The organism is Corynebacterium casei LMG S-19264 (genome assembly GCF_000550785.1).
Taxonomy (GTDB): Bacteria; Actinomycetota; Actinomycetes; order Mycobacteriales; family Mycobacteriaceae; genus Corynebacterium; species Corynebacterium casei.
In genome coordinates this window covers 1,872,330-1,894,962 of the sequence record NZ_CP004350.1, presented here as the reverse complement: position 1 = coordinate 1,894,962, position 22,633 = coordinate 1,872,330, and the positions used below count along the sequence as shown (strand labels likewise).

16 protein-coding genes and 1 pseudogene are annotated in these 22,633 nt (G+C 55.7%); 13 read left to right on the top strand and 4 right to left on the bottom strand.

Translation table 11 applies throughout. From position 1 onward, the window contains the following. Positions 1–8: 8 nt before the first annotated feature. Genes narH through CCASEI_RS08670 form a run of 3 tightly spaced genes read right to left on the bottom strand, consistent with a single transcriptional unit; the run spans position 9 to position 6,789 of the window. Positions 9–1,613, bottom strand: coding sequence for a nitrate reductase subunit beta (gene narH / locus CCASEI_RS08680; RefSeq protein ID WP_025387722.1), 1,605 nt, complete (start codon positions 1,611–1,613; stop codon positions 9–11). Beyond that, complete coding sequence (locus tag CCASEI_RS08675; protein ID WP_025387721.1) at positions 1,613–5,389, bottom strand: nitrate reductase subunit alpha; 3,777 nt, start codon at positions 5,387–5,389, stop codon at positions 1,613–1,615. Before CCASEI_RS08675 ends, narH begins: the two co-directional genes overlap by 1 nt. Before the next feature lie 41 nt (positions 5,390–5,430). After that, entirely contained in the window at positions 5,431–6,789 is a 1,359-nt protein-coding gene (locus CCASEI_RS08670; protein WP_025387720.1) for an MFS transporter, read from the bottom strand. A gap of 242 nt (positions 6,790–7,031) precedes the next feature. On the opposite strand from CCASEI_RS08670, the gene CCASEI_RS08665 reads away from it, so the two are divergent. After that, positions 7,032–7,496 carry a molybdopterin-binding protein gene (locus tag CCASEI_RS08665; protein WP_225868392.1) on the top strand — a complete coding sequence of 155 codons (465 nt, stop codon included), beginning with the start codon at positions 7,032–7,034 and terminating at the stop codon, positions 7,494–7,496. A gap of 125 nt (positions 7,497–7,621) precedes the next feature. Here CCASEI_RS08665 and CCASEI_RS08660 read toward each other — a convergent pair whose 3' ends face one another. Next, positions 7,622–9,412 (bottom strand): long-chain fatty-acid--CoA ligase, encoded by a 1,791-nt coding sequence (locus CCASEI_RS08660; RefSeq protein WP_025387718.1) that lies wholly within the window; start codon positions 9,410–9,412, stop codon positions 7,622–7,624. A gap of 319 nt (positions 9,413–9,731) precedes the next feature. Between CCASEI_RS08660 and rho the strand changes: the two genes are divergently transcribed. The 12 genes and pseudogenes from rho (at position 9,732) to CCASEI_RS08600 (ending at position 22,630) form a co-directional block, all read left to right on the top strand. Then, positions 9,732–11,957, top strand: coding sequence for a transcription termination factor Rho (rho, locus tag CCASEI_RS08655; RefSeq protein ID WP_025387717.1), 2,226 nt, complete (start codon positions 9,732–9,734; stop codon positions 11,955–11,957). After that, a complete protein-coding gene (gene prfA, locus CCASEI_RS08650; RefSeq protein WP_006823380.1) occupies positions 11,957–13,033 on the top strand; it encodes a peptide chain release factor 1 in 1,077 nt (358 codons plus the stop codon). Before rho ends, prfA begins: the two co-directional genes overlap by 1 nt. A gap of 7 nt (positions 13,034–13,040) precedes the next feature. Then, the gene (gene prmC, locus CCASEI_RS08645) at positions 13,041–13,925 is read left to right on the top strand and encodes a peptide chain release factor N(5)-glutamine methyltransferase (protein WP_025387716.1); all 885 of its coding nucleotides are present in this window, start codon (positions 13,041–13,043) and stop codon (positions 13,923–13,925) included. A 113-nt stretch (positions 13,926–14,038) separates the two neighbouring features. Beyond that, a pseudogene (locus tag CCASEI_RS08640) lies at positions 14,039–14,689 on the top strand (L-threonylcarbamoyladenylate synthase); the annotation flags it as partial. Between the two features lie 123 nt (positions 14,690–14,812). Then, positions 14,813–16,018 (top strand): MraY family glycosyltransferase, encoded by a 1,206-nt coding sequence (locus CCASEI_RS08635; RefSeq protein ID WP_006823377.1) that lies wholly within the window; start codon positions 14,813–14,815, stop codon positions 16,016–16,018. Positions 16,019–16,097: 79 nt separating this feature from the next. Continuing rightward, entirely contained in the window at positions 16,098–16,538 is a 441-nt protein-coding gene (locus CCASEI_RS08630) for a hypothetical protein (protein WP_025387714.1), read from the top strand. Between the two features lie 755 nt (positions 16,539–17,293). Then, positions 17,294–18,091 (top strand): F0F1 ATP synthase subunit A, encoded by a 798-nt coding sequence (atpB, locus tag CCASEI_RS08625; protein WP_006823375.1) that lies wholly within the window; start codon positions 17,294–17,296, stop codon positions 18,089–18,091. A 103-nt stretch (positions 18,092–18,194) separates the two neighbouring features. Next, the gene (locus tag CCASEI_RS08620; RefSeq protein WP_003848677.1) at positions 18,195–18,434 is read left to right on the top strand and encodes an ATP synthase F0 subunit C; all 240 of its coding nucleotides are present in this window, start codon (positions 18,195–18,197) and stop codon (positions 18,432–18,434) included. 47 nt (positions 18,435–18,481) lie between these two features. Then, positions 18,482–19,051, top strand: a complete 570-nt coding sequence (locus CCASEI_RS08615; RefSeq protein ID WP_006823374.1) for a F0F1 ATP synthase subunit B — start codon at positions 18,482–18,484, stop codon at positions 19,049–19,051. 6 nt (positions 19,052–19,057) lie between these two features. Continuing rightward, on the top strand, positions 19,058–19,873 hold the full coding sequence (locus CCASEI_RS08610; protein WP_006823373.1) for a F0F1 ATP synthase subunit delta: 816 nt from the start codon (positions 19,058–19,060) through the stop codon (positions 19,871–19,873). Between the two features lie 64 nt (positions 19,874–19,937). Further along, positions 19,938–21,578, top strand: coding sequence for a F0F1 ATP synthase subunit alpha (gene atpA / locus CCASEI_RS08605; RefSeq protein ID WP_006823372.1), 1,641 nt, complete (start codon positions 19,938–19,940; stop codon positions 21,576–21,578). Positions 21,579–21,640: 62 nt separating this feature from the next. After that, positions 21,641–22,630, top strand: a complete 990-nt coding sequence (locus CCASEI_RS08600; RefSeq protein WP_006823371.1) for a F0F1 ATP synthase subunit gamma — start codon at positions 21,641–21,643, stop codon at positions 22,628–22,630. The last annotated feature ends 3 nt before the right edge of the window (positions 22,631–22,633 follow it).

Sequence of the window (22,633 nt, the reverse complement as noted above, 5' to 3'; positions counted from 1 at the left end):
TTTTCTCCCTATCCCTCATCGCGCTTCGGCGGGAACATACCGTCAGGGCGGTCACCAGTCCAGGACAACAGTGAGACCTTGCCGGACTCACTACCGCCGTGACTAGAACATGCTTCCGGAGCACCCATGCCCAGGTCCGCAAAAGCCTTGTCCATGGCACGGGTTGGGTCGGTGTCACCAAATGGATCCAGGTCAGCAATACCGCGTGGAGTTTCCGGCGAGGCGGTTGGGATGACATAGCGGTCGTCATACTTGGCAATAGCGAGCAGACGGTACATCTCCTGAATCTGCTTGCCGGTCATGCCGACTGCTTCCGCGATTTCCTCCTGTGGCTCATTGCCCAGGTTGATATCGCGCATATAAGAACGCATTGCCACCAGGCGACGCAGCGACTTTTCTACCGGAACGGTATCGCCGGCACTGAACAGTCCTGCCAGGTAGTCCAGCGGGATGCGCATGTTAGACAGCGTGGAAAACAGCAGCTTATGGTCCTCACCGTCGTAGCCAGCGGCGGTGATTTCATCAACCACTGGGGACAACGGCGGGACGTACCAAACCATGGGCAAGGTGCGGTATTCCGGGTGCAGCGGGAGTGCGACTTCATACTTGAAAATCATGTCGTAGATAGGTGACTGTTGCGCAGCGTCAATCCAAGAGTGCGGGATGCCTTCACGCTTTGCGCCTTCAATGACCTCTGGATCATTGGGGTCCAACAAGATGGACTTCTGTGCTTCTAGCAAATCCTTTTCATCTGGGGTGGATGCAGCCTCAGCCACGCGGTCGGCGTCGTAGAAGATAACGCCCAAGTAGCGCAGGCGACCCACACATGTCTCAGAACACACGGTGGGCTGGCCAACTTCAAGGCGTGGGTAGCACAGCGTGCATTTCTCAGCCTTGCCAGTCTTGTGGTTGAAGTAGACCTTCTTGTACGGGCAGCCCGAGACACACATGCGCCAGCCGCGGCACTGATCCTGGTCCACCAGCACAATGCCATCCTCCGCGCGCTTGTACATCGCACCGGATGGACACGAAGACACACACGTTGGGTTGATGCAGTGCTCACAAATACGCGGCAGATAGAACATGAAAGAGTCTTCAATCTGCTTTTTCACCGCGACGTTCATCTTGTTGAGCACCGGGTCACTATCCATGGTGGCGGTGGAGCCACCGAGGTTGTCATCCCAGTTAGACGACCATTCGATCTTGTTGATCTCACGGCCATCAATCTGAGAGACAGGCTTTGCTGTTGGCTGGGTTTTCTGCCCAGCCTTGGCGCCCATGAGGTCCTCATACTGATAAGTCCAGGGCTCGTAGTAGTCATGGATGGTGGGCAGGTTCGGGTTGTGGAAAAGCGTGAGCAGCTTCTTAATGCGTCCGCCAGCTTTGGGCTTGAGCTTGCCACTGTTGGTCAGCTTCCAGCCACCTTGCCACTTTTCCTGGTCTTCCCAGGTGCGGGGATAGCCCACGCCGGGGCGGGTTTCAACGTTGTTGAACCAGATGTACTCAGTGCCTTCGCGGTTGGTCCATGCCTGCTTACAGGTCACGGAGCAGGTGTGGCAGCCGATGCACTTGTCCAGATTCATGATCATGGAGATTTGGGCCATTACCTTCATTAGTACTGCACCTCCTGGGAGCGGCGACGAACACGGGTGACTTCGTCGCGGTTATTACCGGTAGGTCCGATGTAGTTGAAGTGATAGGTCAGCTGGCCATAACCGCCAGCGATGTGGACGGGCTTGATGAGGATGCGCGTCAAAGAGTTGTGCGTGCCGCCGCGGCGGCCGGTGTGCTCATTGAGCGGGGTGCCCACCGTGCGCTCTTGGGCATGGTTCATGATCATCGTGCCTTCAGGGATGCGGTGGGAGACAATAGCGCGGGCGCTAACTACACCGTTTCGGTTGTAGACTTCGACCCATTCGTTATCTGCTACACCGATCTTTTCGGCGTCCTTATTCGACATCCAGATGACCTGGCCACCACGGGAGATGGACAGCACATGCAGGTTGTCAAAGTATTGCGAGTGAATTGACCACTTGTTGTGGGTGGTCAGATATCGCAGAGAAATTTCTACTTCGCCATTTTTGTCAAAGGTTTCGCCCGGGTTGAATTCACCATGCAGGTGCAGGTGGTCTAGTGGCGGGCGGAAGACCGGCAGGGATTCTCCGTAGTCCATAAACCAGTCATGGTCGATGTAGTAATGCATGCGGCCGGTGAGGGTGTGCCACGGTTTATCAAATTCCACGTTGATGGAAAAGGCTGTGTATCGGCGGTTATTGCGCTTATCCGCGGTCCACTCAGGAGAGGTGATGACCTGCGTTGGGCGTTCCTTAATGGCATCCCAGTTGATTCGCACGTCCTTATCTGAGGCAGCCAGCGGGGACAAGTCCTTGCCGGTGCGCGATGACAGGTAGTCAAAGCCATTGGCCGCAACCTCACCGTTAGAAACACCAGATAGGTGCAAGATGGCGTCAATAACCTTGGTGTCCTTGGTCAAATCCACCAGCTCACCCATCGAGGTTTCCGAGGTGCCGCAGATAAGCTCGAGTTCTTTGACCTGCTTGCTGACATCAAACTTGGTGCCATGCACTGCTGTTCCAGCCTTGGCTGTCAGTGGGCCCAAGTGCGTCCACTTTTCGTAGATCTTGGTGTAATCACGTTCAACTACGGCAAGCTTCGGCATGGTTACCCCAGGAATGTAGCCCATCTTTTCCACATCAGGCACCACGCCATTGGGCATGCCCAACTCATCCGGGCTGTCATGGTGGCTAGGCTGGGTGACCACGTCACGCTGCGTTCCCAACCAGCGCACAGACATCGCAGACAAGGATGCAGAGAGGTCGCGGAAGACTTCGAAGTCGGTGCGAGCTTCCCACGGCGGGTTGATAGCCGCGTTAAAGGAGTGCAGGTAGGGGTGCATGTCTGTCGATGACATATCGTGCTTCTCATACCAGGTTGCCGCCGGCAACACGATGTCTGAAACCAACGTTGTCGACGTATTGCGGAAGTCCGTGGTCAGCATCAAATCGAGCTTGCCCTTCGGTGCTTCATCACGCCAGGTGATGGTTTCTGGACGCTCATCCTCGGACAACTCTTCTGCCGTGGCATCCGAATCCACGCCCAAGAGATGCCGCAGGAAGAACTCCGTACCCTTCGCCGAAGAGCCCATGAGGTTGGTGCGCCAGTTGAGCAAAATACGTGGCCAGTTTTCCTCCGCCGAAGGATCATCATAAGCAAAGCCCAACTCGCCGGACTCTAGCTGCTGCGGAATGTATTCCTTGACGTCTAGGCCTGCGGCCGCGGCTTCATCGGCAAGCAAAAGCGAATTGCGGTTGAATTGCGGATACGCCGGCATCCAACCACGGCGCATGGACTCCGCCATGGTGTCTGAAACCATCTTGGAGCCAATGGAATTGCGCTGCGCCAGGGGCGAGCCCAAGTGGGAGGCATGCGTGTTGTCATAGCGCCACTGCTCAGTACCGAAGTAGTAGAAGGCAGTGGTGACCATGTGGCGCGGTGGGCGCTGCCAGTCTGTGGCCATTGCCCACTGCTGCCAACCGTTCATCGGACGCAATTTTTCCTGGCCCACGTAGTGTGCCCAGCCACCGCCGTTGACACCCTGGGTGCCACACATCGAGGTCAACGCCAAGAAAGTGCGGTAGATAGTATCCGCGTGGAAGTAGTGATTGACGCCCGCGCCCATGATGATCTGGGAACGCCCCTGGGAATCCGCCGCATTCTGCGCGAACTCGCGGCCAATGCGAATGGCTGCGTTGGCTGGCACACCAGTCATGGTTTCCTGCCACGCCGGGGTACCCACCTCGGTGGCATCATGGAAATCCTTCGGCCAGCTACCTGGAAGATTGAGTTCCTCACGGTTGACTCCGTAGTGCGCGAGCATGAGGTCAAAGACGGTGGTGTACTTGACGCCGTTGATTTCGCGATAAGGCACACCGCGGTGCACGACGCCCGCGCCGATAGGCTTGCCGGAGCCAACATCTGCTGGATTCGCATCCAAGTCAAAGCGGGGAAATAGTACCTCTGCGGTGCCGAAGCTGTCTGTCTCCGCCATGGACATCACCGGATCCACGCCCTCAAGGGAGAGATTCCAGCGGGAGGTGGACTCATCCCACCGGTCTGCGACCGTGCCGCCGGGGTCCACAATCTTGCCGTTGGTTTCCATCATCAACGTGCGGTGCGTAGCATTTGCGGACTCGCGCAGCTCCGCGTACTCATCACCCTCCAACTGGGATGCGGTGAGGAACTTGCCCGGGGTATAAGCTGGCGACTGCTCAGTGGTGTGGTCAGTGGTGTGGTCAGGGGTTTCTTCCAAGGCCACCAAGAAAGCAGAGTCCGTGAATTTGCGCATGTAGTTGAGGAAGTACGGTTCCTGGCGGTCCACATGGAAAGTCTTCAAAATGACATGGCCCATGGAAAAAGCCAGTGCAGCGTCAGTACCAGGGTTAATACGCGCCCATTCATCAGCATGTACGGTGTTATCCGCAAAGTCTGGGGAGACCACCGCAACTTTGGTGCCGCGGTAGCGGGCCTCGACCATGAAGTGTGCATCCGGAGTACGGGTAACCGGGATATTGGAGCCCCACATCATGAGATAGGAAGAGTTGTACCAGTCACCTGATTCCGGGACGTCCGTTTGGTCACCAAAGGTCTGTGGCGACGCTGGTGGAAGGTCCGCGTACCAGTCGTAGAAAGACAGCGCGACGCCGCCGATCATTTCCAAAAAGCGGGTGCCGGCACCGTAGGACACCTGGGACATAGCTGGAATAACGGTGAAGCCATTGATGCGGTCCGGGCCGTACTCACGGATGGTGTAGACGTGCGCAGCGGCAGCCATTTCAATTGCCTCTTCGTAATTAATACGAATCAACCCGCCCTTGCCACGCTGGCTGATATAAGCATTGCGTTTTTCGGGGTCTTGCTGAATATCGCGCCACGCCAGGACTGGGTCGCCGAGGCGTTCTTTGGCTTCGCGGTACATATCCACCAACACGCCGCGGGCATATGGATAGCGGATGCGTGTTGGGGAATAGGTGTACCAGGAAAATGATGCGCCACGTGGGCAGCCGCGGGGCTCATATTCTGGCATGTCATTGCCATTGGTGGGGTAGTCCACTGCCTGGGATTCCCAGGTGATGACGCCGTCTTTGACATACACCTTCCACGAGCATGAACCCGTGCAGTTGACGCCGTGAGTGGAGCGCACCATTTTATCGAATACCCAGCGGTTGCGGTAGAAGACATCTGCTTGGCGTCCGCCTTGCAGAAATAGCTGTTGGCCGCCCGAGCCTGAGGTTCCTTTGCGCAGGTAGGAGCCCATCTCGAATAAGGAGTTGGTGGCTTTAGGAGAAGATCCTGTGGTTGCCTTTGTCATGGGGGATAGTCCTTTGTTTGGGGATGAGAACAAGTGCAGGTTTAGCCCGGGTATGGCGCCTTGGGGCGGGCATAGAAGATCCAGACCAGTGCGGTGCAGATGGCGAAGAAGACCACGCAGCCCCAGTAGAAGGTTTGGATTGGAATGAAAGAAAGCAGGACACCGACGATGAAGGGGCCGAAAGCTGCGATGGCGGATGTCCAGCCGATGACGCCGCCGGCCTGGGTCTTAGGCAAAATCATGGGCATCTGCTTGAAGGTCCCAGCGTTGCCGAGACCCGTGAAGAAGAACATGGCGAGCATGGCGCCGAGGAACCACCAGAATTGATCCGGGTCGGTGGGATTGAGAAAGAGTGCCGCCGCGGCGGTGAAGACGGTCATGCCAATACCACCGATGAAGGTCCAGATTGCGCCACCGAACTTGTCACACAGTGGGCCCCAGGCCGCGCGAACCGCTGCGCCAATGAGTGGGCCAAGGAAGGCATAGGCCGCACCCTTCGGCAGGTTCTCTACTCCCACGGTGTCTGCGAAAGAAGAGCCAGCGCCATATATTTGGTTGATGATAAGCGCGAACTGCGCCGCAAATCCTGCGAAAGTGCCGAAGGTCATCAAATAAACCAGCGTCATAATCCACGTATTTGGATTGGAGAAGATATCAATCTGCTGGCGGAAGTTGGCCTTGACGGGGACGTCTTTGAGAATAAGCCACGCGATAATCGCGCACACGATGGTCCATGGCGCCATGAAGATGGCCGGGTTATGAACAAAGACTGCGGAGCCATCGGGCAGGCGCTGTGGGGCGACGAGGCCAACACCCATGAGGGTGAAACCCATTAGCCATGGGGCAACTAGCTGAATGAAAGAAATGCCGAAGTTGCCGATACCTGCTTGCAGGCCAAGTGCCGTGCCTTGTAGGCGCTTGGGGAAGAAGTACCCAGTTGAAGGCATGAATCCTGCGAAGACGCCACCACCGAAACCGGAAGCAAAGGAGATGGCGAGCAGCTCCCAATAAGGCGTGTTATCGGGGCGCTGCACGACTGAGAACCAGCCGAGCATGGGCAGCAGAAACAAGATTGCGGAGAAGGCCACCAGTTTGCGGGTGCCGACAATCGGCGGTAAGAACATGAAGACCAATCGGAACAATCCAGCGGATAGGCCAGCAATGGCGGTGAGCGCGTAAAGCTGGCTGTCACTTAAGTCGAATCCGATTTGATTAAGCAGTGGTGCGATAGCGGAGACCAAGTACCAGGCGCTGAAACCAACGGCCATTGTTGCCGTGGTGATGATCAAAGTGCGCCAGGCGATCTCTTTGTCCCACTTGGCTGGATCCTCTGGATCCCAGCCGTGAAGAATTTTTCCGGAGGTATCTAGTTGAGTACCGGTGGTGTTGAGTTGAGACAGGAATCCTCGCTCTAAAAGAAAGGTAAACGGGCGGGGTACCTTTTAATAAGATTAGCTTGCTAAGCTCATAATTAAACGGTTAAACACTAAAAAATTCGTTTAATTAAACAACGCTAATATTGCGTAATTCACCTGCGGAAACTATCTCTGCAGCTAGTGATTGTGCGGTGTAAAAGCAGTACTTTCGTACTGTTAAGTGTTGGCTTGGTCACGTCGTTTCAGAACGAAGGAAAAGCACGAAAATGTCCCCCACAACAACACCCCCGACGGCAGCTTTGATCGTTGTTTCAAACCGCATTGTGGATGGAATCAAGCCGGACCACGCGGCAGACACCGCCGCCACATTATTGGCGGGTGCCGGAATCTCCCTGATTCACCACGAAGTTATCCGTGAAGAGGAATCTGCCATCGTCCACGCCCTCGACTCGCAGCTCCACACATTCAACGAGACTCGCAGGGGAGGAAACGTCGGAGCTAATAAGGCCGACATCGTTATCACCCTCGGCGGCACGGGGACGCGGCTCGGCAATGTGGTTCCCGAAGTGACCATGCAAAAGATTGCGGCACGTCTCCATGGTCTGGAAACCCAGGTGCTATTAAAGGGCTTGCAGTCTTCCCCCAAAGCAGGCCTGTGTCGTGGAGTCATTGTTTGGTCACCCCACCCAACTGATCATCAACTCCGCCGGCTCCCGCGGCGCAGTGCGTGACACCCTAGAAGTTGTTCTCCCACTCATCGGCGATATCTTTCGCGAGTGCTCTTCGGAGAAGCCAGGTGTCACCACTGCGGCGGTGCACTAATTAGTGCCGTACGGCAATTGGCGCCGTGCGCTAACTAATGCAGCTCCGACTCAACATCGGTTACGGCCTTGGGGTCTTCCGGTTTACCGGCGCCGGGGCCTTCAAGTTGGATGATGTTGTATTCGCCCTCGGCGAGATGCGAGCGCATGTCCTTCTTATCGAATTTGCCGACGGAAGTTTTGTCTAGGCCCTTTACAAAGGTCCAATACTCCGGCAGCATCCACTTTGGTAGCTCCTTGCGCAGACCTTCACGCAGGCGCTCTGCTGTTTCGATGGTCGGGGCAACGCCTGGGCGCAAGACCGTGATGGCGAGTGGGCGCTCAACCCATTTTTTATCTGGATAACCAATAACGGCGGCTTCCACGACGTCGCCATCATTCATGATGAGATTTTCTAGCTGTACGGAGTAAATCCACTCACCTCCCGAGCGGATAACATCACGCGCGCGGTCGGAAACACTTAAGAAGCCGTCCTCATTGACATAGCCGACATCGCCGGTGCGCAGCCAACCATCGGCAGTAAATTTGTCTGCTGCCGTGTCGGTTGGCTTGCCGCGGAACTCTGCCGCCGCACCATCTTCATGCCCGGACGGGGCGTCATAGTATTCCTTGGTCACCATGTTGCCGCGCACTTGGATCTCACCCGCGTTGCGGTCGGTGGTGGCCACCACTTGGCCGTCATTGACTACGCGGTATTCCAGTGAGGCAGGGAAGCGTCCCTGGGAAATGCGGTAAGCCCAGCGGGCATCACCGGAAGCGCCCTGCGGTGGGCGCGCGACCGTGCCCACAGTGGAGACTTCCACCATGCCCCAGACATGAACGACATCCACACCGTATTGCTCCTCCCATACTTTGATGAGCTGGCCCGGAACAGGGGAGCCGCCGGCGTAAATCTCAACCAAAGACATACGCTCAGGAGGATTGTTGAGGTAGTGCACCATCAACTGAATCCACAGCGTTGGAACACCGTGCGCCACGCGTGGGTGCGTAGTGGCGATGATCTTGGCCAAGGTTGGCGCCGACACATTGGAGTCCGGCAGAATCAACGGCGTGCCGGTCATCCACGCGGCAAACGGCACACCCCAGGACAACACATGGTAAATCGGGATGCAGCACAAGAAAGACTCACCGTGGGTAATAGCCAAGCTGTCCGTGGTGCGCAGCATCATTGCTTCCAAATAAATAGAGCGGTGCGAATACACCGCGCCTTTCGGCGCGCCGGTGGTACCGGTGGAATAACACAGCGCTGCGGCGGTGTGCTCATCTAAAACGGGCCAGTCATAGACCGAATACTTGCTATCGAGCAATGCTTCATATGAGTAGACCTCAACGTTGCGGCCGAAATGCTGCGCGAACTGGCGTGGGTCCTGCATTCCGGTAAACACGACAGCACGCACGATTTCGGCGCCAGCCAGTACTTTGCCCAACTGCTCCGCTAGGCGTGGATCTGCAACCACAACCTCGACCTCAGCATGATTGACAATGTGGCGGATCTGGTCATTCATTAGCTGCTTGTTCAACGGAGTAAACACTGCGCCCTTGCAGGATGAGGCGAACATGACCTCCAAATGCTCAGCACAATTCCACAACAGTGTTCCCACGCGCTCATCTCCAGTTACGCCGAGGTCTTCATGAAGAGCATGCGCGAAGGCTGCGGCGCGGGCAGCAATCTCTGCGAACGTAGTTTCCTCAGCAGGGTTCTCACCTGTGGCTTCACCACAACCGTCGCCGTGCCACGTGGTGACTTTGGTGTTGGCGTGGACGGTCGAGCCGTAGGTCAAGATCCGTGAAACTGAAAGTGGGATGTCCATCATGGTCGAAAGCATGTGTCCCACTTTAGCGGTGCAGGTGGTGATAAGTTATACTATTGCCTGACTGGTTGAAAACTCACTTTTTAGTCGAGTGTAAAACCCATCTACCAGCGCAGTTAAAGCGCGGGAAGCAGTCACCTCACCTGATGGTTGGCCCCTGACTTTAAACGTCACTTTCTGGGTCCCCACATGGGGGAATAAAGAAACTTTCGCCGCAAGATAACTCATTCGGGCGAGAACATAAATAGCTTAAAGTACCGTAACGGCCTGCTTAAAAAATGGCGCAGTTCAGCGAAGCTGTATGCATACTGTCGCAGGCTACGAAAGGACATCCGTGAGCGATACGGACATCAATTCCGCAAAGGATTTGGCCCCCCTGAAGCTAACTGAGCTGCGCGCAATGGCAGCCAAGAAGGGATTGCGTGGAATTTCAGGTTTGCGCAAAGGCGACCTGATTACCGCAATTATCTCCGGCCAGGTGCCGGGTAAGGCAGCCGCTGCAGCAGAGGACAAGCCAGCTAAGGCCGCCCCTCGCGCATCAAAGGCAGCGAAGAAAGAAAGCACTGCTGAAGCAGCTAGTGCAGCGCCAGCAAACGTTGCAGAGGCTTCTGCAGATAACACCGCCGGTGATAACAATGCTGGTGACAAGGATGACAAGGCAAAGCAAAGCACCCGTCGTCCACGCCGTGTAGTCCGCTCTAACAGCGCTGCACGCGCTGAGGATTCTTCCGCGGGAGAGAAGGACCAGGCTGCGGACACCAGCAGCACTGACAAAGCTGGTGACAACCAGCAGTCGCAGGACGGCGATGGAAACGAAGATCACCGTTATGATTCTCGTTCGCAGGCACGTCGCGCGCGCCGCAACCGTGCCCGCCGCAACGAGCAGCAAAATCAGGATGATTCTTCGAATTCTGCTGATTGGCAGGGTTCCTCGGACAACAATGCCTCCGGAAACCAGCAAGACTCCGGCAATGATCACCACAATGATGGTGATCAGGGCGATAGCTCCAACGACGGTGACAACCGCAATAACCGTCAGCGCGGTGGCCGCAACAATAACCGTCGCAATGATCGCAACGACAACCGCGACAACCGCGGTAATGGTCGCAACGACAACCGTAATGACAACCGCAACGATAATCGTGGTGGCGATGACAATGACGGTGACAACCGTGGTGGTCGCAACAACGATAGTCGCGGTGGCCGTAACAACAACGGCAACAACGGCAACAGCGGCAATAGCGGCAACAGCGGCAATAGCAGCAATAACGGTGATGATGACAACGCACGCCGCGGTCGTCGTGGTCGTCGCAACCGTCGTAACCGCGGTGGCAATGAGGGGCAGGGCGGACATGGCAACAATGACATGCAGATCCGCGAAGGCGATGAGCTGCAGGCAGTCGGCGGCATCCTCGAGGTTGTAGACAACAACGTTGCATTCTTACGCACCACTGGTTACCGCGCGATGAGCAGTGACGTGTTTGTGAACAACAACCTGGTTCGTCGTCTGGGGCTGCGCTCCGGTGACGCTGTGACCGGTCAGGTCAAAGTTGGCGGCGCAACGCACTCACACGGCAACGGACGTAACCGCCGCAAGTACAACCAGTTGGTACGCGTGGACACCATCAATGGTTTGGATCCAGAGCAGACCAAGAACCGTCCGGACTTCTCCAAGCTGACGCCGCTGTACCCGAACCAGCGTCTGCGTTTGGAGACCACTCCAAACATTTTGACCACTCGTGTCATTGACTTGATCATGCCTATTGGTAAGGGCCAGCGTGCGCTGATTGTATCCCCACCAAAGGCCGGTAAGACCACTATCTTGCAAAACATTGCGAACGCTATCGCTACCAACAACCCAGAGTGCTACCTCATGGTTGTGCTGGTTGATGAGCGTCCCGAAGAAGTTACTGACATGCAGCGCTCAGTCAAGGGTGAGGTTATTTCCTCCACTTTCGACCGTCCACCATCAGAGCACACCGCGGTGGCTGAGTTGGCCATCGAGCGCGCAAAGCGTCTGGTGGAGCAGGGCAAGGACGTTGTGGTTCTGCTGGACTCCATTACTCGTCTGGGCCGTGCCTACAACAACTCCTCACCAGCATCGGGCCGTATCCTGTCCGGTGGTGTGGATTCCAACGCACTGTACCCACCAAAGCGTTTCTTGGGTGCTGCCCGCAACATCGAAAACGGTGGTTCTTTGACCATCATCGCAACCGCGATGGTGGAGACCGGTTCCACTGGTGACACGGTCATCTTCGAGGAATTCAAGGGTACCGGCAACGCTGAGCTGAAGCTGGATCGTTCTATCTCTGAGCGTCGTGTCTTCCCAGCTGTAGACGTTAATCCTTCGGGCACCCGTAAGGATGAGCTGTTGCTGGTTCCAGAAGAGGCGCGCATCATGACCAAGCTGCGTCGCATCCTGTCCGGTCTGGATTCTCACCAGTCTATTGACTTGCTGATTAAGCAGCTGAAGAAGACTAAGTCCAATGGTGAATTCCTCATGGGCGTTGCAACTTCAGCTCCTATGGCGGCAAGTTTGGATGAGGAGGAATACTCCTAATGGCAAACCAAGTATCACTTGTTGATGACATTGTTTCGGAGTACCAGGGCATTGAGATGCAGATGGCTGACCCGGAGGTCGCCTCTGATCAAAACCAGTTCCGCAAGCTGTCCAAGCGTTATGCAGAATTGCGTCCCATCATCGTGGTTCACAATGAGCTGTCCCAGGCCAAAGAAGACCTCGCTGATGCGAAGGAAATGGCTTATGAGGACCATGAATTCCAGGATGAAGCGCAGCGCCTAGAGGGTGTTGTGTTTGAGTTGGAAGAGAAGCTGGCTGACTTGTTGGCGCCGCGCGATGAGCATGACTCTGAAGACATCATCATGGAAATCAAGGCTGGCGCCGGCGGTGAGGAAGCAGCATTGTTTGCTGCTGACCTGGCACGCATGTATGAGCGTTATGCCGATAAGGCTGGCTTTAGCTGGGAAGTTCTGGGTCTCAACGAGTCTGACCTGGGTGGCGTGAAGGACATGACCATTACGTTCAAGTCCAAGACTCCATCCCGTGACGGCGCATGGTCCGTGTTCAAGTTTGAGGGCGGCGTGCACCGCGTGCAGCGCGTGCCAGTGACTGAGTCCCAGGGACGTATCCAGACTTCCGCAGCTGGCGTGTTGGTTTACCCAGAGCCAGATGAGGTTGAGGCAGTTACTATCGATGAAAAAGATATCCGAGTCGATGTTTACCGCTCATCCGGTAAGGGTGGTCAGGGCGTTAACACCACGGACTCCGCGGTGCGTTTGACCCACTTGCCAACTGGTTTGGTTGTGACCTGTCAGCGTGAGCGTTCCCAGATTCAGAACAAGGCGCGTGCAATGCAGGTTCTGCAGGCACGTCTTGAGCAGATGGAGCGTGAGGCTCGTGATGCTGAGGCAGGCGAGCAGCGCGCGTCCCAGGTCCGCACCATGGACCGCTCTGAGCGCATCCGCACCTACAACTGGCCGGAAAACCGCATCACGGATCACCGCATTGGCTACAAGGCCAACAACCTTGATTCCGTGCTGGATGGCGATATGAATGCCATGATTGAAGCTTTGCAGGCGCAGGAGCGCGCAGAGCGTATGGAATCAGAAAGCTAACGCGTAAATGAGCCACAAGGCTACTTTTGATGAGGCGCTTCGCATTGCCGCGGGGCGCCTTCGCGCTGTCGGGGTGGATTCCGCTGAGTGGGATGCACGCATGCTTCTTGCGCATGTCCTCAAAGTCGGCCATATGGATATTCCCTCGACCCAGGAGGCGACGAATGCCGAGCAGTTCTATGCGCTCATTGATCGCCGCGCGCAGCGTGAGCCGTTGCAGCACATCATTGGCACAGCGCCATTTGGCCCTTTGGACCTGGAAGTTGGCCCGGGCGTGTTTATCCCACGCCCAGAGACCGAGACGTTGGCTGATTGGGCAGTGAACTACCTTAACCAGCATTTTCCACGCGCAAAGTTTGCGGGAGCAGGCGAATCGCTTGCGCCCGCCGTGGTCGATTTGTGCACGGGCTCTGGAGCATTGGCGGCCTATATCGCGCACTACCGTCCTGATGTTCAGGTGTTTGCAGTAGAGCTTTCCGATGCCTCCCTGCCGTTTACACAGCGCAACCTCGCCGGGACTTCTGTTCAGATTATCCAGTCCGATGTCACCAGTGTGGAGCTGCTCAACAAGCTCGAAGCCGTTGTGGGCAGGGTTGACTTGGTTGTCACTAATCCGCCATACGTGCCTGAGGATCCGAACTTGGCACCGGAGGTTTATCATGACCCGCATGACGCAGTCTTTTCAGGCGTTGAAGGCATGGACACTATTAATGCGATGCTGCCCAATGTTCTCAAGCTGCTTGCGCGCGGCGGGGCAGTGGGCATCGAACACGATGACTCAACCTCGGAGCTAGTACAGCGTGCAGCGAACCAGGCTGGCCTAGTCAATGTCTCACCCTTGAAGGACTTGGGCGGAACCGCACGCTTCGTCTTGGCCAAAGCACCAAGCTGACGACCACGGAGAATTGAAACCGGCGTGGGCAGACAAGGGTAGTACTATGAAAAACCTAAATATGCCCTTCGCTATCAACACACAAAGTCACACCATCTAGTGGGGAGAAGTACATGCAGGGAAAAATCTACGATTGCTCGGATGAGCAGCAACGTGCCGAAGGTATTGAGCTGGCCGCCAAGGCTGCAAAGTCAGGCAGGCTGATCGTTACCCCAACTGACACCGTTTACGGTATCGGCTGTGACGCTTTTGATAATGACGCAGTAGCAAGCCTTCTGGCTGCCAAGCACCGCGGCCCAGACATGCCAGTGCCAGTGCTTATCGGTTCTTGGGATACGGCAAAGGGCTTGGTACAGACTTTCACCGAACAGATGAAGCTTTTGACTGAAGCTTTTTGGCCAGGTGGGCTTTCCATCGTCGTGCCACAGGCGCCATCATTGCCATGGAACCTCGGTGATACCCGCGGCACGGTGATGTTGCGTATGCCTTTGCACCCGATTGCAATTGAACTTCTTCGAGAGGTTGGCCCAATGGCAGTATCCTCGGCCAACATTTCGGGGCATGCTCCAGCCACCACGGCGATTGCCGCGAAACAGCAGTTGGGAAAGACGGTCTCCGTCTACTTGGACGGCGGTGAAGCACCCATTGGGGAGCCTTCAACCATCATTGACCTGTCCGGCCCTTGGCCTTATCTGTTGCGGGAGGGCGCACTGTCCGCTGAACGCATTGGTGAAGTACTCGGTATGGATGCGCAGCGTCTGCGTACCCGTCCGGGTCAGCCAACCCCAGCGCCACAGGTAGCACAGAACAATCAACATGTTCAGCAGCCATCCCAGCCTCCGCAATCACAGCGTCCTGATGGAATGCAGCCTGGAGTTCAGTAATACATGATTGGCTCCGGCGTACCCCTGCGAGAACTGGGACTGGTAATCCTTGTCGCAACAGCGCTTACATATCTTGCTACCGGCTTCGTGCGTTCCTTCTTGGTCCGTACAGGCCGGGTAGCGGAGATTCGACTGCGTGATAGTCACTCCCAACCCACCCCGCAGTTGGGTGGCGTCGCGATGTTCACTGGCTTCATCGCTGCTATCTTCCTTGCGCAGCAGCTACCGGCGCTCACGCGCGGGTTCATGCCCATGACCCCGGAAATTTCCGCTGTCGTGTGGGCCGCGCTCGCCATAGTCATCGTCGGCGTGATCGATGACCTTTACGAGCTTAGCGCCTTGGTTAAGCTTGCCGGCCAATTCGTTGCCGCAGCATTGTTGAGCATCTTGGGTCTGTCGTGGACGCTGTTGTTCATCCCCTTCGGCGGCGGAACCACAGTCGTATTGGACCAATTCCAGTCCTCACTCTTGACTACCTTCGTTGCGGTATTGCTCATCAATGCCATTAACTTTGTCGATGGCCTAGATGGCCTCGCAGCGGGGCTGGGACTAATCGCCGGCAGCGCAATTCTGATCTTCTCGCTCACGGTGCTCTATGACCAAGGCGGTGCAGTTTCCGCATACCCTCCGGCAATCATTTCCGCCGCACTAGTTGGCATGTGTTTAGGGTTCTTGCCCCATAACTTTGAGCCCTCGCGAATATTCATGGGGGACTCAGGCGCCATGCTTATTGGTTTGCTGCTCGCGGCCGCATCCACCTCGGCGTCCGGCAAGATTACCCAGTCCCTGTACGGCACTGCTGACATGGTCGCGTTGGTTAGCCCTTTCATCGTGGTCTGCGCTGCCGTGTTCGTCCCCGTGCTGGACTTGGTGTGGGCAGTCATCCGCAGGCTTTCTCAAGGAAAGTCACCATTCGCAGCGGATAAGGCGCATATTCACCACCGCCTGTTGTCACTCGGGCACACCCACCGCCGCACCGTCCTCGTGTTGTACCTGTGGGTATCGGCGGTAGCGTTCGGTGCGGTGAGCTATTCAATCGTGCCGCCGATTGCTGCGACTATTGCGACAGTCATAGCACTGCTCGTTGCCTTTGGTGTCACGCTCATTCCGCTGCGCCAAGGAAAACTTGGGGCGAAAAAGAAAGCAACGCGGGTTGTTCACGAAACAACCCCTGTGGAAGACTCCCGAGGAACTGGGGCTGACCTTTAGCTCAGCTGTGGCCAATCCAATAGCTTTCCAGGGCTGAGTAGTTAAGTGATTCCAGCGTACTGTAGTAGAGTGTGCCAGCGTGAGCGAATCTTTAAATGAGAACAACGGCAGCACCAGTAGCTTTGATGACCCGCGCGTGCCGCTGCAGCGAGCACTGCGCTTTGGCTCCATCGCGCTAGCCATCATCACTGTGGCTTCCCTCGCAATTTGGGGCGGATTGCGTGAGCTTCCAGGCATCTGGGGTGTAGTCATCGGAGCAGCCATCGGCGGTGGCTTCGTTCTCATTACCGCGGCTTCGGTCTTGGTAACTTCAAAATCTACCCCGTCAACCACCATGGCAGTTGTGCTCGGCGGGTGGCTGCTCAAGGTTGTGCTCTTGATTGTGGTCCTGATGGTGATTCGAGGAATGGACTTCTACGACACTATGGCGCTATTTGTCACCGTCGTTCTTGCTATGGTTGCCGTGCTCGGCACCGAGGTTTGGGGCATCATCACAGCGCGCGTGACCTACGTGTCCTAGCGTCGAATTTTCGGCAACGGCTCGCGTGCCAACAGTTAGGTAAGCGAGCCGCACATAGGGGAGCGAACCACAGATTGTGGTTCGCTCCTTGTGTCTGTTTTCCACTCGTGCATGGCCCGGATAGGGGTCGAGGTCAAGGTGACATTAAACCGGGCATGTTAGGGGTTATCTGTGGGTGTAGTTGAGCGGGCAAACTGGATAGTTGAAAGTTCTGCAACGGTCAATTGCATGCCATTAATGTGACCTAGGGCAACAATTTAGATAACGGTGACGTACCCCCGCATTATGCCTTTTGCGTGCGTATTAAGGTCCGCAGGGGGAGTCCCCGAGACTGTCGCGGAAAGGGGTGAAGGGCGGGGGTAATAATCTGCAGAACCGTAAGTCGTGAAATAACTGTGATGAACCTTACTAACGCCTGAAAACCACATCTGGGCAGGGTAAACAACCCCAAATGTGGGACTTCAAAGAAGTGTTGCATCGAATGGTTTAGATTCGCTGCAACCCGGATCGGAATAAGGCGTCTTGAGCTGATATTATTTCCTGCGGGTTACCGCGGAAGCGGCATTAGTTAAATTCGTGTCCTGCGAAAGAATTATGCCGTATCCCATTTACGGTGAATCCCTGTTACAACTTCGCTGATGTGCGACGGAGTCCGTTGTTGTAATAGAGAGTTTGAGACGTCCATCGCACCGTACGACTCCGACATTCGTACGGCCCGAACACGGGAGAGAACGCTGAGCGTTACAACATTGGCCATGAAGGGTAGCTTCCACGCGCCTGAACTGGATCCTGAATTTTTCCCGGGGCAATATTACGGCGACATCCTGTTTGACGATGTGTTGGGCGGATGGTTCGCACTTGATCGCATCATGTTGGTACGTCTGTTGATGACGGCCATCCTGGTGCTTTTATTTATTGCAGCATTTAGGAACCCAAAGCTGGTTCCTAAGGGACTACAGAACGTCGCAGAATACGCGCTAGATTTCGTCCGCATTCATATCGCTGAAGACATCCTGGGCAAGAAGGAGGGTCGACGCTTCCTACCGTTGCTGGCGACTATCTTCTTCGGTGCTCTTTTCTGGAACGTCTCCACGATTATTCCGGCTCTGAATATCTCCGCAAACGCTCGTATTGGTATGCCAATCGTGATGGCAGCTGCAGCGTACATCGCAATGATTTACGCGGGCTCCAAGCGCTACGGCTTCGGTAAGTTTGTCAAGTCTTCGGTGGTTATTCCTAACCTTCCGCCGTTTTTGCACATCCTTGTTGTACCAATTGAGATTTTCTCGACATTCATTCTGCGTCCCGTCACTCTGGCAATTCGTCTTATGGCGAACTTCCTTGCCGGCCACATCATCTTGGTTCTTCTGTACTCTGCCACGAACTTCTTCTTCTGGCAGCTCAACGGCTGGTCCTTGATGTCCGGCGTGACCTTGCTCGCAGCGGTTCTGTTTACGGTCTACGAGATCATCATCATCTTCCTGCAGGCATACATCTTTGCTCTGCTGACGGCGGTGTACATCGAGTTGTCACTTCACGCAGACTCGCACTAAAGGCGCGAACAACATGCCCTTGTAATAAACCCCAACTTCAAACCAACACCGACTTCGCCAGAAAGAAAGATTGGCGGAGAATTTTCGAAAGGGAACGACTTTCATGAACGACATCATCTTGGCTCAGGCTACCGAGACCTCCTTCGATGGCTTGCAGTCCATCGGCTACGGTATCGCTACCATCGGCCCAGGCTTGGGCATTGGTATCCTCGTCGGCAAGACCGTAGAGGGCATGGCACGTCAGCCTGAGATGGCTGGCCAGCTGCGTACCACCATGTTCCTTGGTATCGCCTTCGTTGAGGCACTTGCACTTATCGGCCTGGTTGCAGGCTTCCTGTTCTAAAAAGCGCGCGTTTAAAACCAAACCACCGTTTTTAAGACTGGAGACTCATGAACAACGTCTTTTATTATCTTGCAGCGGAAGGAGAGACCCTTCCGATGGAAGGTGGTAACTCTATTCTGTTTCCCAAGACTTATGACATCGTCTGGTCTCTGATCCCGTTCGTAATCATTCTGATTGTCTTCGCAATGTTCGTCATTCCGAAGTTCCAGGAACTATTGCAAGAACGTGAAGACCGGATTGAGGGCGGCATCAAGCGCGCTGAAGCCCAGCAGGCAGAAGCAAAGGCCGCTCTTGAGAAGTACAACGCACAGCTAGCTGATGCTCGCGCAGAAGCAGCTGAAATCCGTGAGCAGGCGCGTGAGCGCGGCAAGCAGATTGAAGCAGAGGCTAAGACCCAGGCAGAGGAAGAAGCACGCCGTATCGTCGCAGGTGGCGAAAAGCAGCTTGAAGCTTCCCGCGCACAGGTTGTTGCCGAACTGCGTTCCGATATCGGACAGAACTCCATCAACCTGGCTGAGAAGCTGCTCGGCGGTGAACTCTCTGAGTCCACCAAGCAGTCTTCCACCATTGATAACTTCCTGTCTGAGCTCGACTCTGTGGCATCGGCCGGAAAGTAGGCAACTATGAAGGCAGCTAGCCGCGAATCGCTCGCATCCGCTCTTGAGTCGCTAGATTCCAATCTGGCTTCTCAGGCTGGTGTTGCAGTGTCCACCATGACCGGCATGGAACTGTTCGAGGTTGCTCAGGTATTGGGCGATGACCGCGAACTCCGTGGGGTGCTGATTGATGAATCCGCCTCAACCGAATCCCGCAAGCAGCTCGTTAAAGATCTCTTCGGCGCAAAGGTTTCTCCTGCAACTGAGCAGGTTCTGGAACAGGTAGCGTCCTCGAAGTGGTCGAGTGCTCGTGAGATGGTTTCCGGACTGGTTGCGCTTTCGCGTCGCGCATTGTTGCGCGGTGCTGAGAGCGAAGGTCAGCTTGGTCAGGTTGAAGATGAACTCTTCCGCCTGTCCCGCGTCCTGGACCGCGAAGGCGAACTAACCCAGCTGCTTTCTGACCGAGCTGCAGAACCTGCGCGCAAGCGCAAGTTGCTGGCAGATGTGCTCTACGGAAAGGTCACCAAGTTCACCGAGGCGCTCGCGCTGCAGGTGATTGACCGCCCAGAGCGCAACCCAATTGATGACGTTGCGGCGTTGGCATCCGAAGCAGCTTCGCTGCAGGGACGCACCGTTGCGCACGTTGTTAGTGCGGGTGAACTCAATGAAGGCCAGCAGGCAGTTCTCGCCGAGAAGCTGGGCAAGATTTATGGTCGTGCGATGTCCATCCACTCTGAGGTTGACACCAGCCTCCTCGGTGGTATGACAATCCGTGTAGGCGATGAAGTTATTGACGGTTCTACCGCAGGCAAGATTGCTCGCCTGCGCACCGCAATGAAGTAGCCGCAGACAACGACAGAATTGATTTAAGTAAGTGCTGGACGAATCTACCGAGAGTAGGAAGAACATGGCGGAGCTGACGATCTCCTCCGATGAGATCCGTAGCGCGATAGCGAACTACACCTCGAGCTACTCCGCGGAGGCCTCCCGTGAGGAGGTCGGCGTGGTCATTTCGGCAGCTGACGGTATTGCACAGGTTTCTGGGCTACCTTCAGTTATGGCGAATGAGCTGCTCGAGTTCCCAAGCGGCGTAATCGGCGTCGCGCAGAACCTTGAGACCAACTCCATTGGCGTTGTTGTCCTTGGTAACTACGAGTCCCTCAAAGAAGGCGACCAGGTTAAGCGAACTGGAGAGGTTCTCTCCATTCCAGTGGGCGAGGAATTCCTCGGCCGCGTAGTTAACCCACTGGGTCAGCCAATTGACGGCCTCGGCCCAATCGCTGGCGAAGAGGACCGTGTCCTCGAGCTGCAGGCACCTTCCGTGCTTCAGCGTCAGCCAGTTGAAGAGCCAATGCAGACCGGCATCAAGGCAATTGATGCTATGACCCCAATCGGTCGCGGTCAGCGTCAGCTCATCATTGGTGACCGTAAGACTGGTAAGACCGCAGTCTGCATCGACACCATCCTTAACCAGAAGGCTAACTGGGAATCCGGCGACAAGGATAAGCAGGTTCGCTGTATCTACGTCGCTATTGGTCAGAAGGGCTCCACCATCGCTGGTGTCCGTAAGACCTTGGAAGAAGCAGGTGCACTGGACTACACCACCATCGTGGCTGCTCCTGCATCTGACTCCGCAGGCTTCAAGTGGCTGGCACCGTTCTCCGGTGCTGCTCTTGGTCAGCACTGGATGTACCAGGGCAACCACGTCCTGGTCATCTATGATGACTTGACCAAGCAGGCTGAGGCTTACCGTGCGATTTCCCTGCTGCTGCGCCGCCCACCGGGCCGCGAAGCTTACCCAGGTGACGTCTTCTACCTGCACTCCCGTCTGCTGGAGCGTGCTGCAAAGCTCTCCGACGATATGGGTGCTGGCTCCCTGACCGCATTGCCAATCATTGAGACCAAGGCGAATGACGTTTCTGCGTTCATTCCAACCAACGTTATTTCCATTACCGACGGCCAGGTCTTCCTGGAGTCCGACCTATTCAACCAGGGCGTCCGTCCGGCAATTAACGTAGGTGTTTCCGTCTCCCGTGTTGGTGGCGCTGCTCAGACCAAGGGTATGAAGAAGGTTGCAGGTAACCTGCGTCTTGACCTCGCTTCTTACCGTGACCTCCAGGGCTTCGCAGCTTTTGCTTCTGACTTGGACCCAGTGTCCAAGGCACAGCTTGAGCGCGGCGAGCGTCTGGTTGAGCTGCTTAAGCAGCCCGAGTCTTCTCCTCAGCCAGTTGAGTACCAGATGGTTTCCATCTTCTTGGCTGACTCTGGCGTATTCGACGTCGTTCCCGTTGAAGATGTTCGTCGCTTCGAGGTTGATCTGCAGGAGTACCTCCAGCAGAATACCCCTCAGGTCTACGAGCAGATCGCTGGCGGCAAGGCATTCACTGACGAGTCCAAGGACGCGTTGCTGGCTGCTGCTGAGGACTTCACTCCGACCTTCCGCACCACCGAAGGCAACAACTTGGGCACTGAAGCTCCAGTTGATCCTTTGGAGGAGAAGGAAGTTAAGAAGACCGAGGTCACTGTCTCCCGTAAGACGGCTAAGTAAAGACTTCACGGTCTCTACTATCACCGTCTGAATAGAAATATAGAAGGGAGGAGCGAAACAACATGGCAAATCTTCGCGAACTACGCGACCGAATCCGGTCCGTGAACTCGACTAAGAAGATCACCAAGGCGCAGGAGCTTATTGCGACTTCACGCATTACCAAGGCACAAGCCAAGGTAGAGGCGTCGCAGCCGTATGCAAATGAGATGACGAACATGATGAATAGTCTCGCATCTGCTAGCTCGTTGGATCACCCAATACTGCGCCACCGTGAAAACGGTAAGGTTGCGGCCGTACTCGTGGTCACTTCAGACCGCGGTATGTGTGGCGGTTACAACAACAACGTCTTCAAGAAGGCTGCTGAGCTCGAAGGTCTACTTCGTGGTCAAGGCTTCGACGTTGTTCGCTACGTAACTGGTGGTAAGGGCGTTGGCTACTACAGCTTCCGTGAAAAAGAAGTTGTGGGCAGCTGGACTGGTTTCTCTCAGGATCCAAACTGGGAAGCTACCCACGACGTTCGTCACCACTTGATCGACGGCTTTGTTGCCGGCTCCGAAGGCACCACTGCAGCCCGCGCGGGCCTGCACGCGGAAGGCGAAGGCCAGCCTGTACGTGGTTTCGACCAGGTACACGTTGTCTTCACCGAGTTTGAATCCATGCTGGTTCAGACCCCACGTGCGCACCAGTTGCTGCCGATTGAACCGGCAATCAAGGAAGAGGAACTTCACCTGGGCGACTCCGCGCTGGAAGACACTCCTGAAGAACAGGATCTGTCTGCCGACTACGAGTTTGAACCGGATGCAGATACGTTGCTCGAGGCTCTTTTGCCTCAGTATGTATCACGTATTCTTTTCTCCATGTTCTTGGAGGCTTCGGCTTCCGAGTCCGCAGCTCGTCGAACTGCAATGAAAGCTGCTACTGATAACGCAACCGAGTTGGTTAGGGACTTGTCCCGCGTGGCCAACCAGGCTCGTCAGGCGCAGATTACCCAGGAAATCACAGAAATCGTCGGTGGCGCTGGCGCGCTCGCCGAAAGCGCAGAAAGTGACTAGATT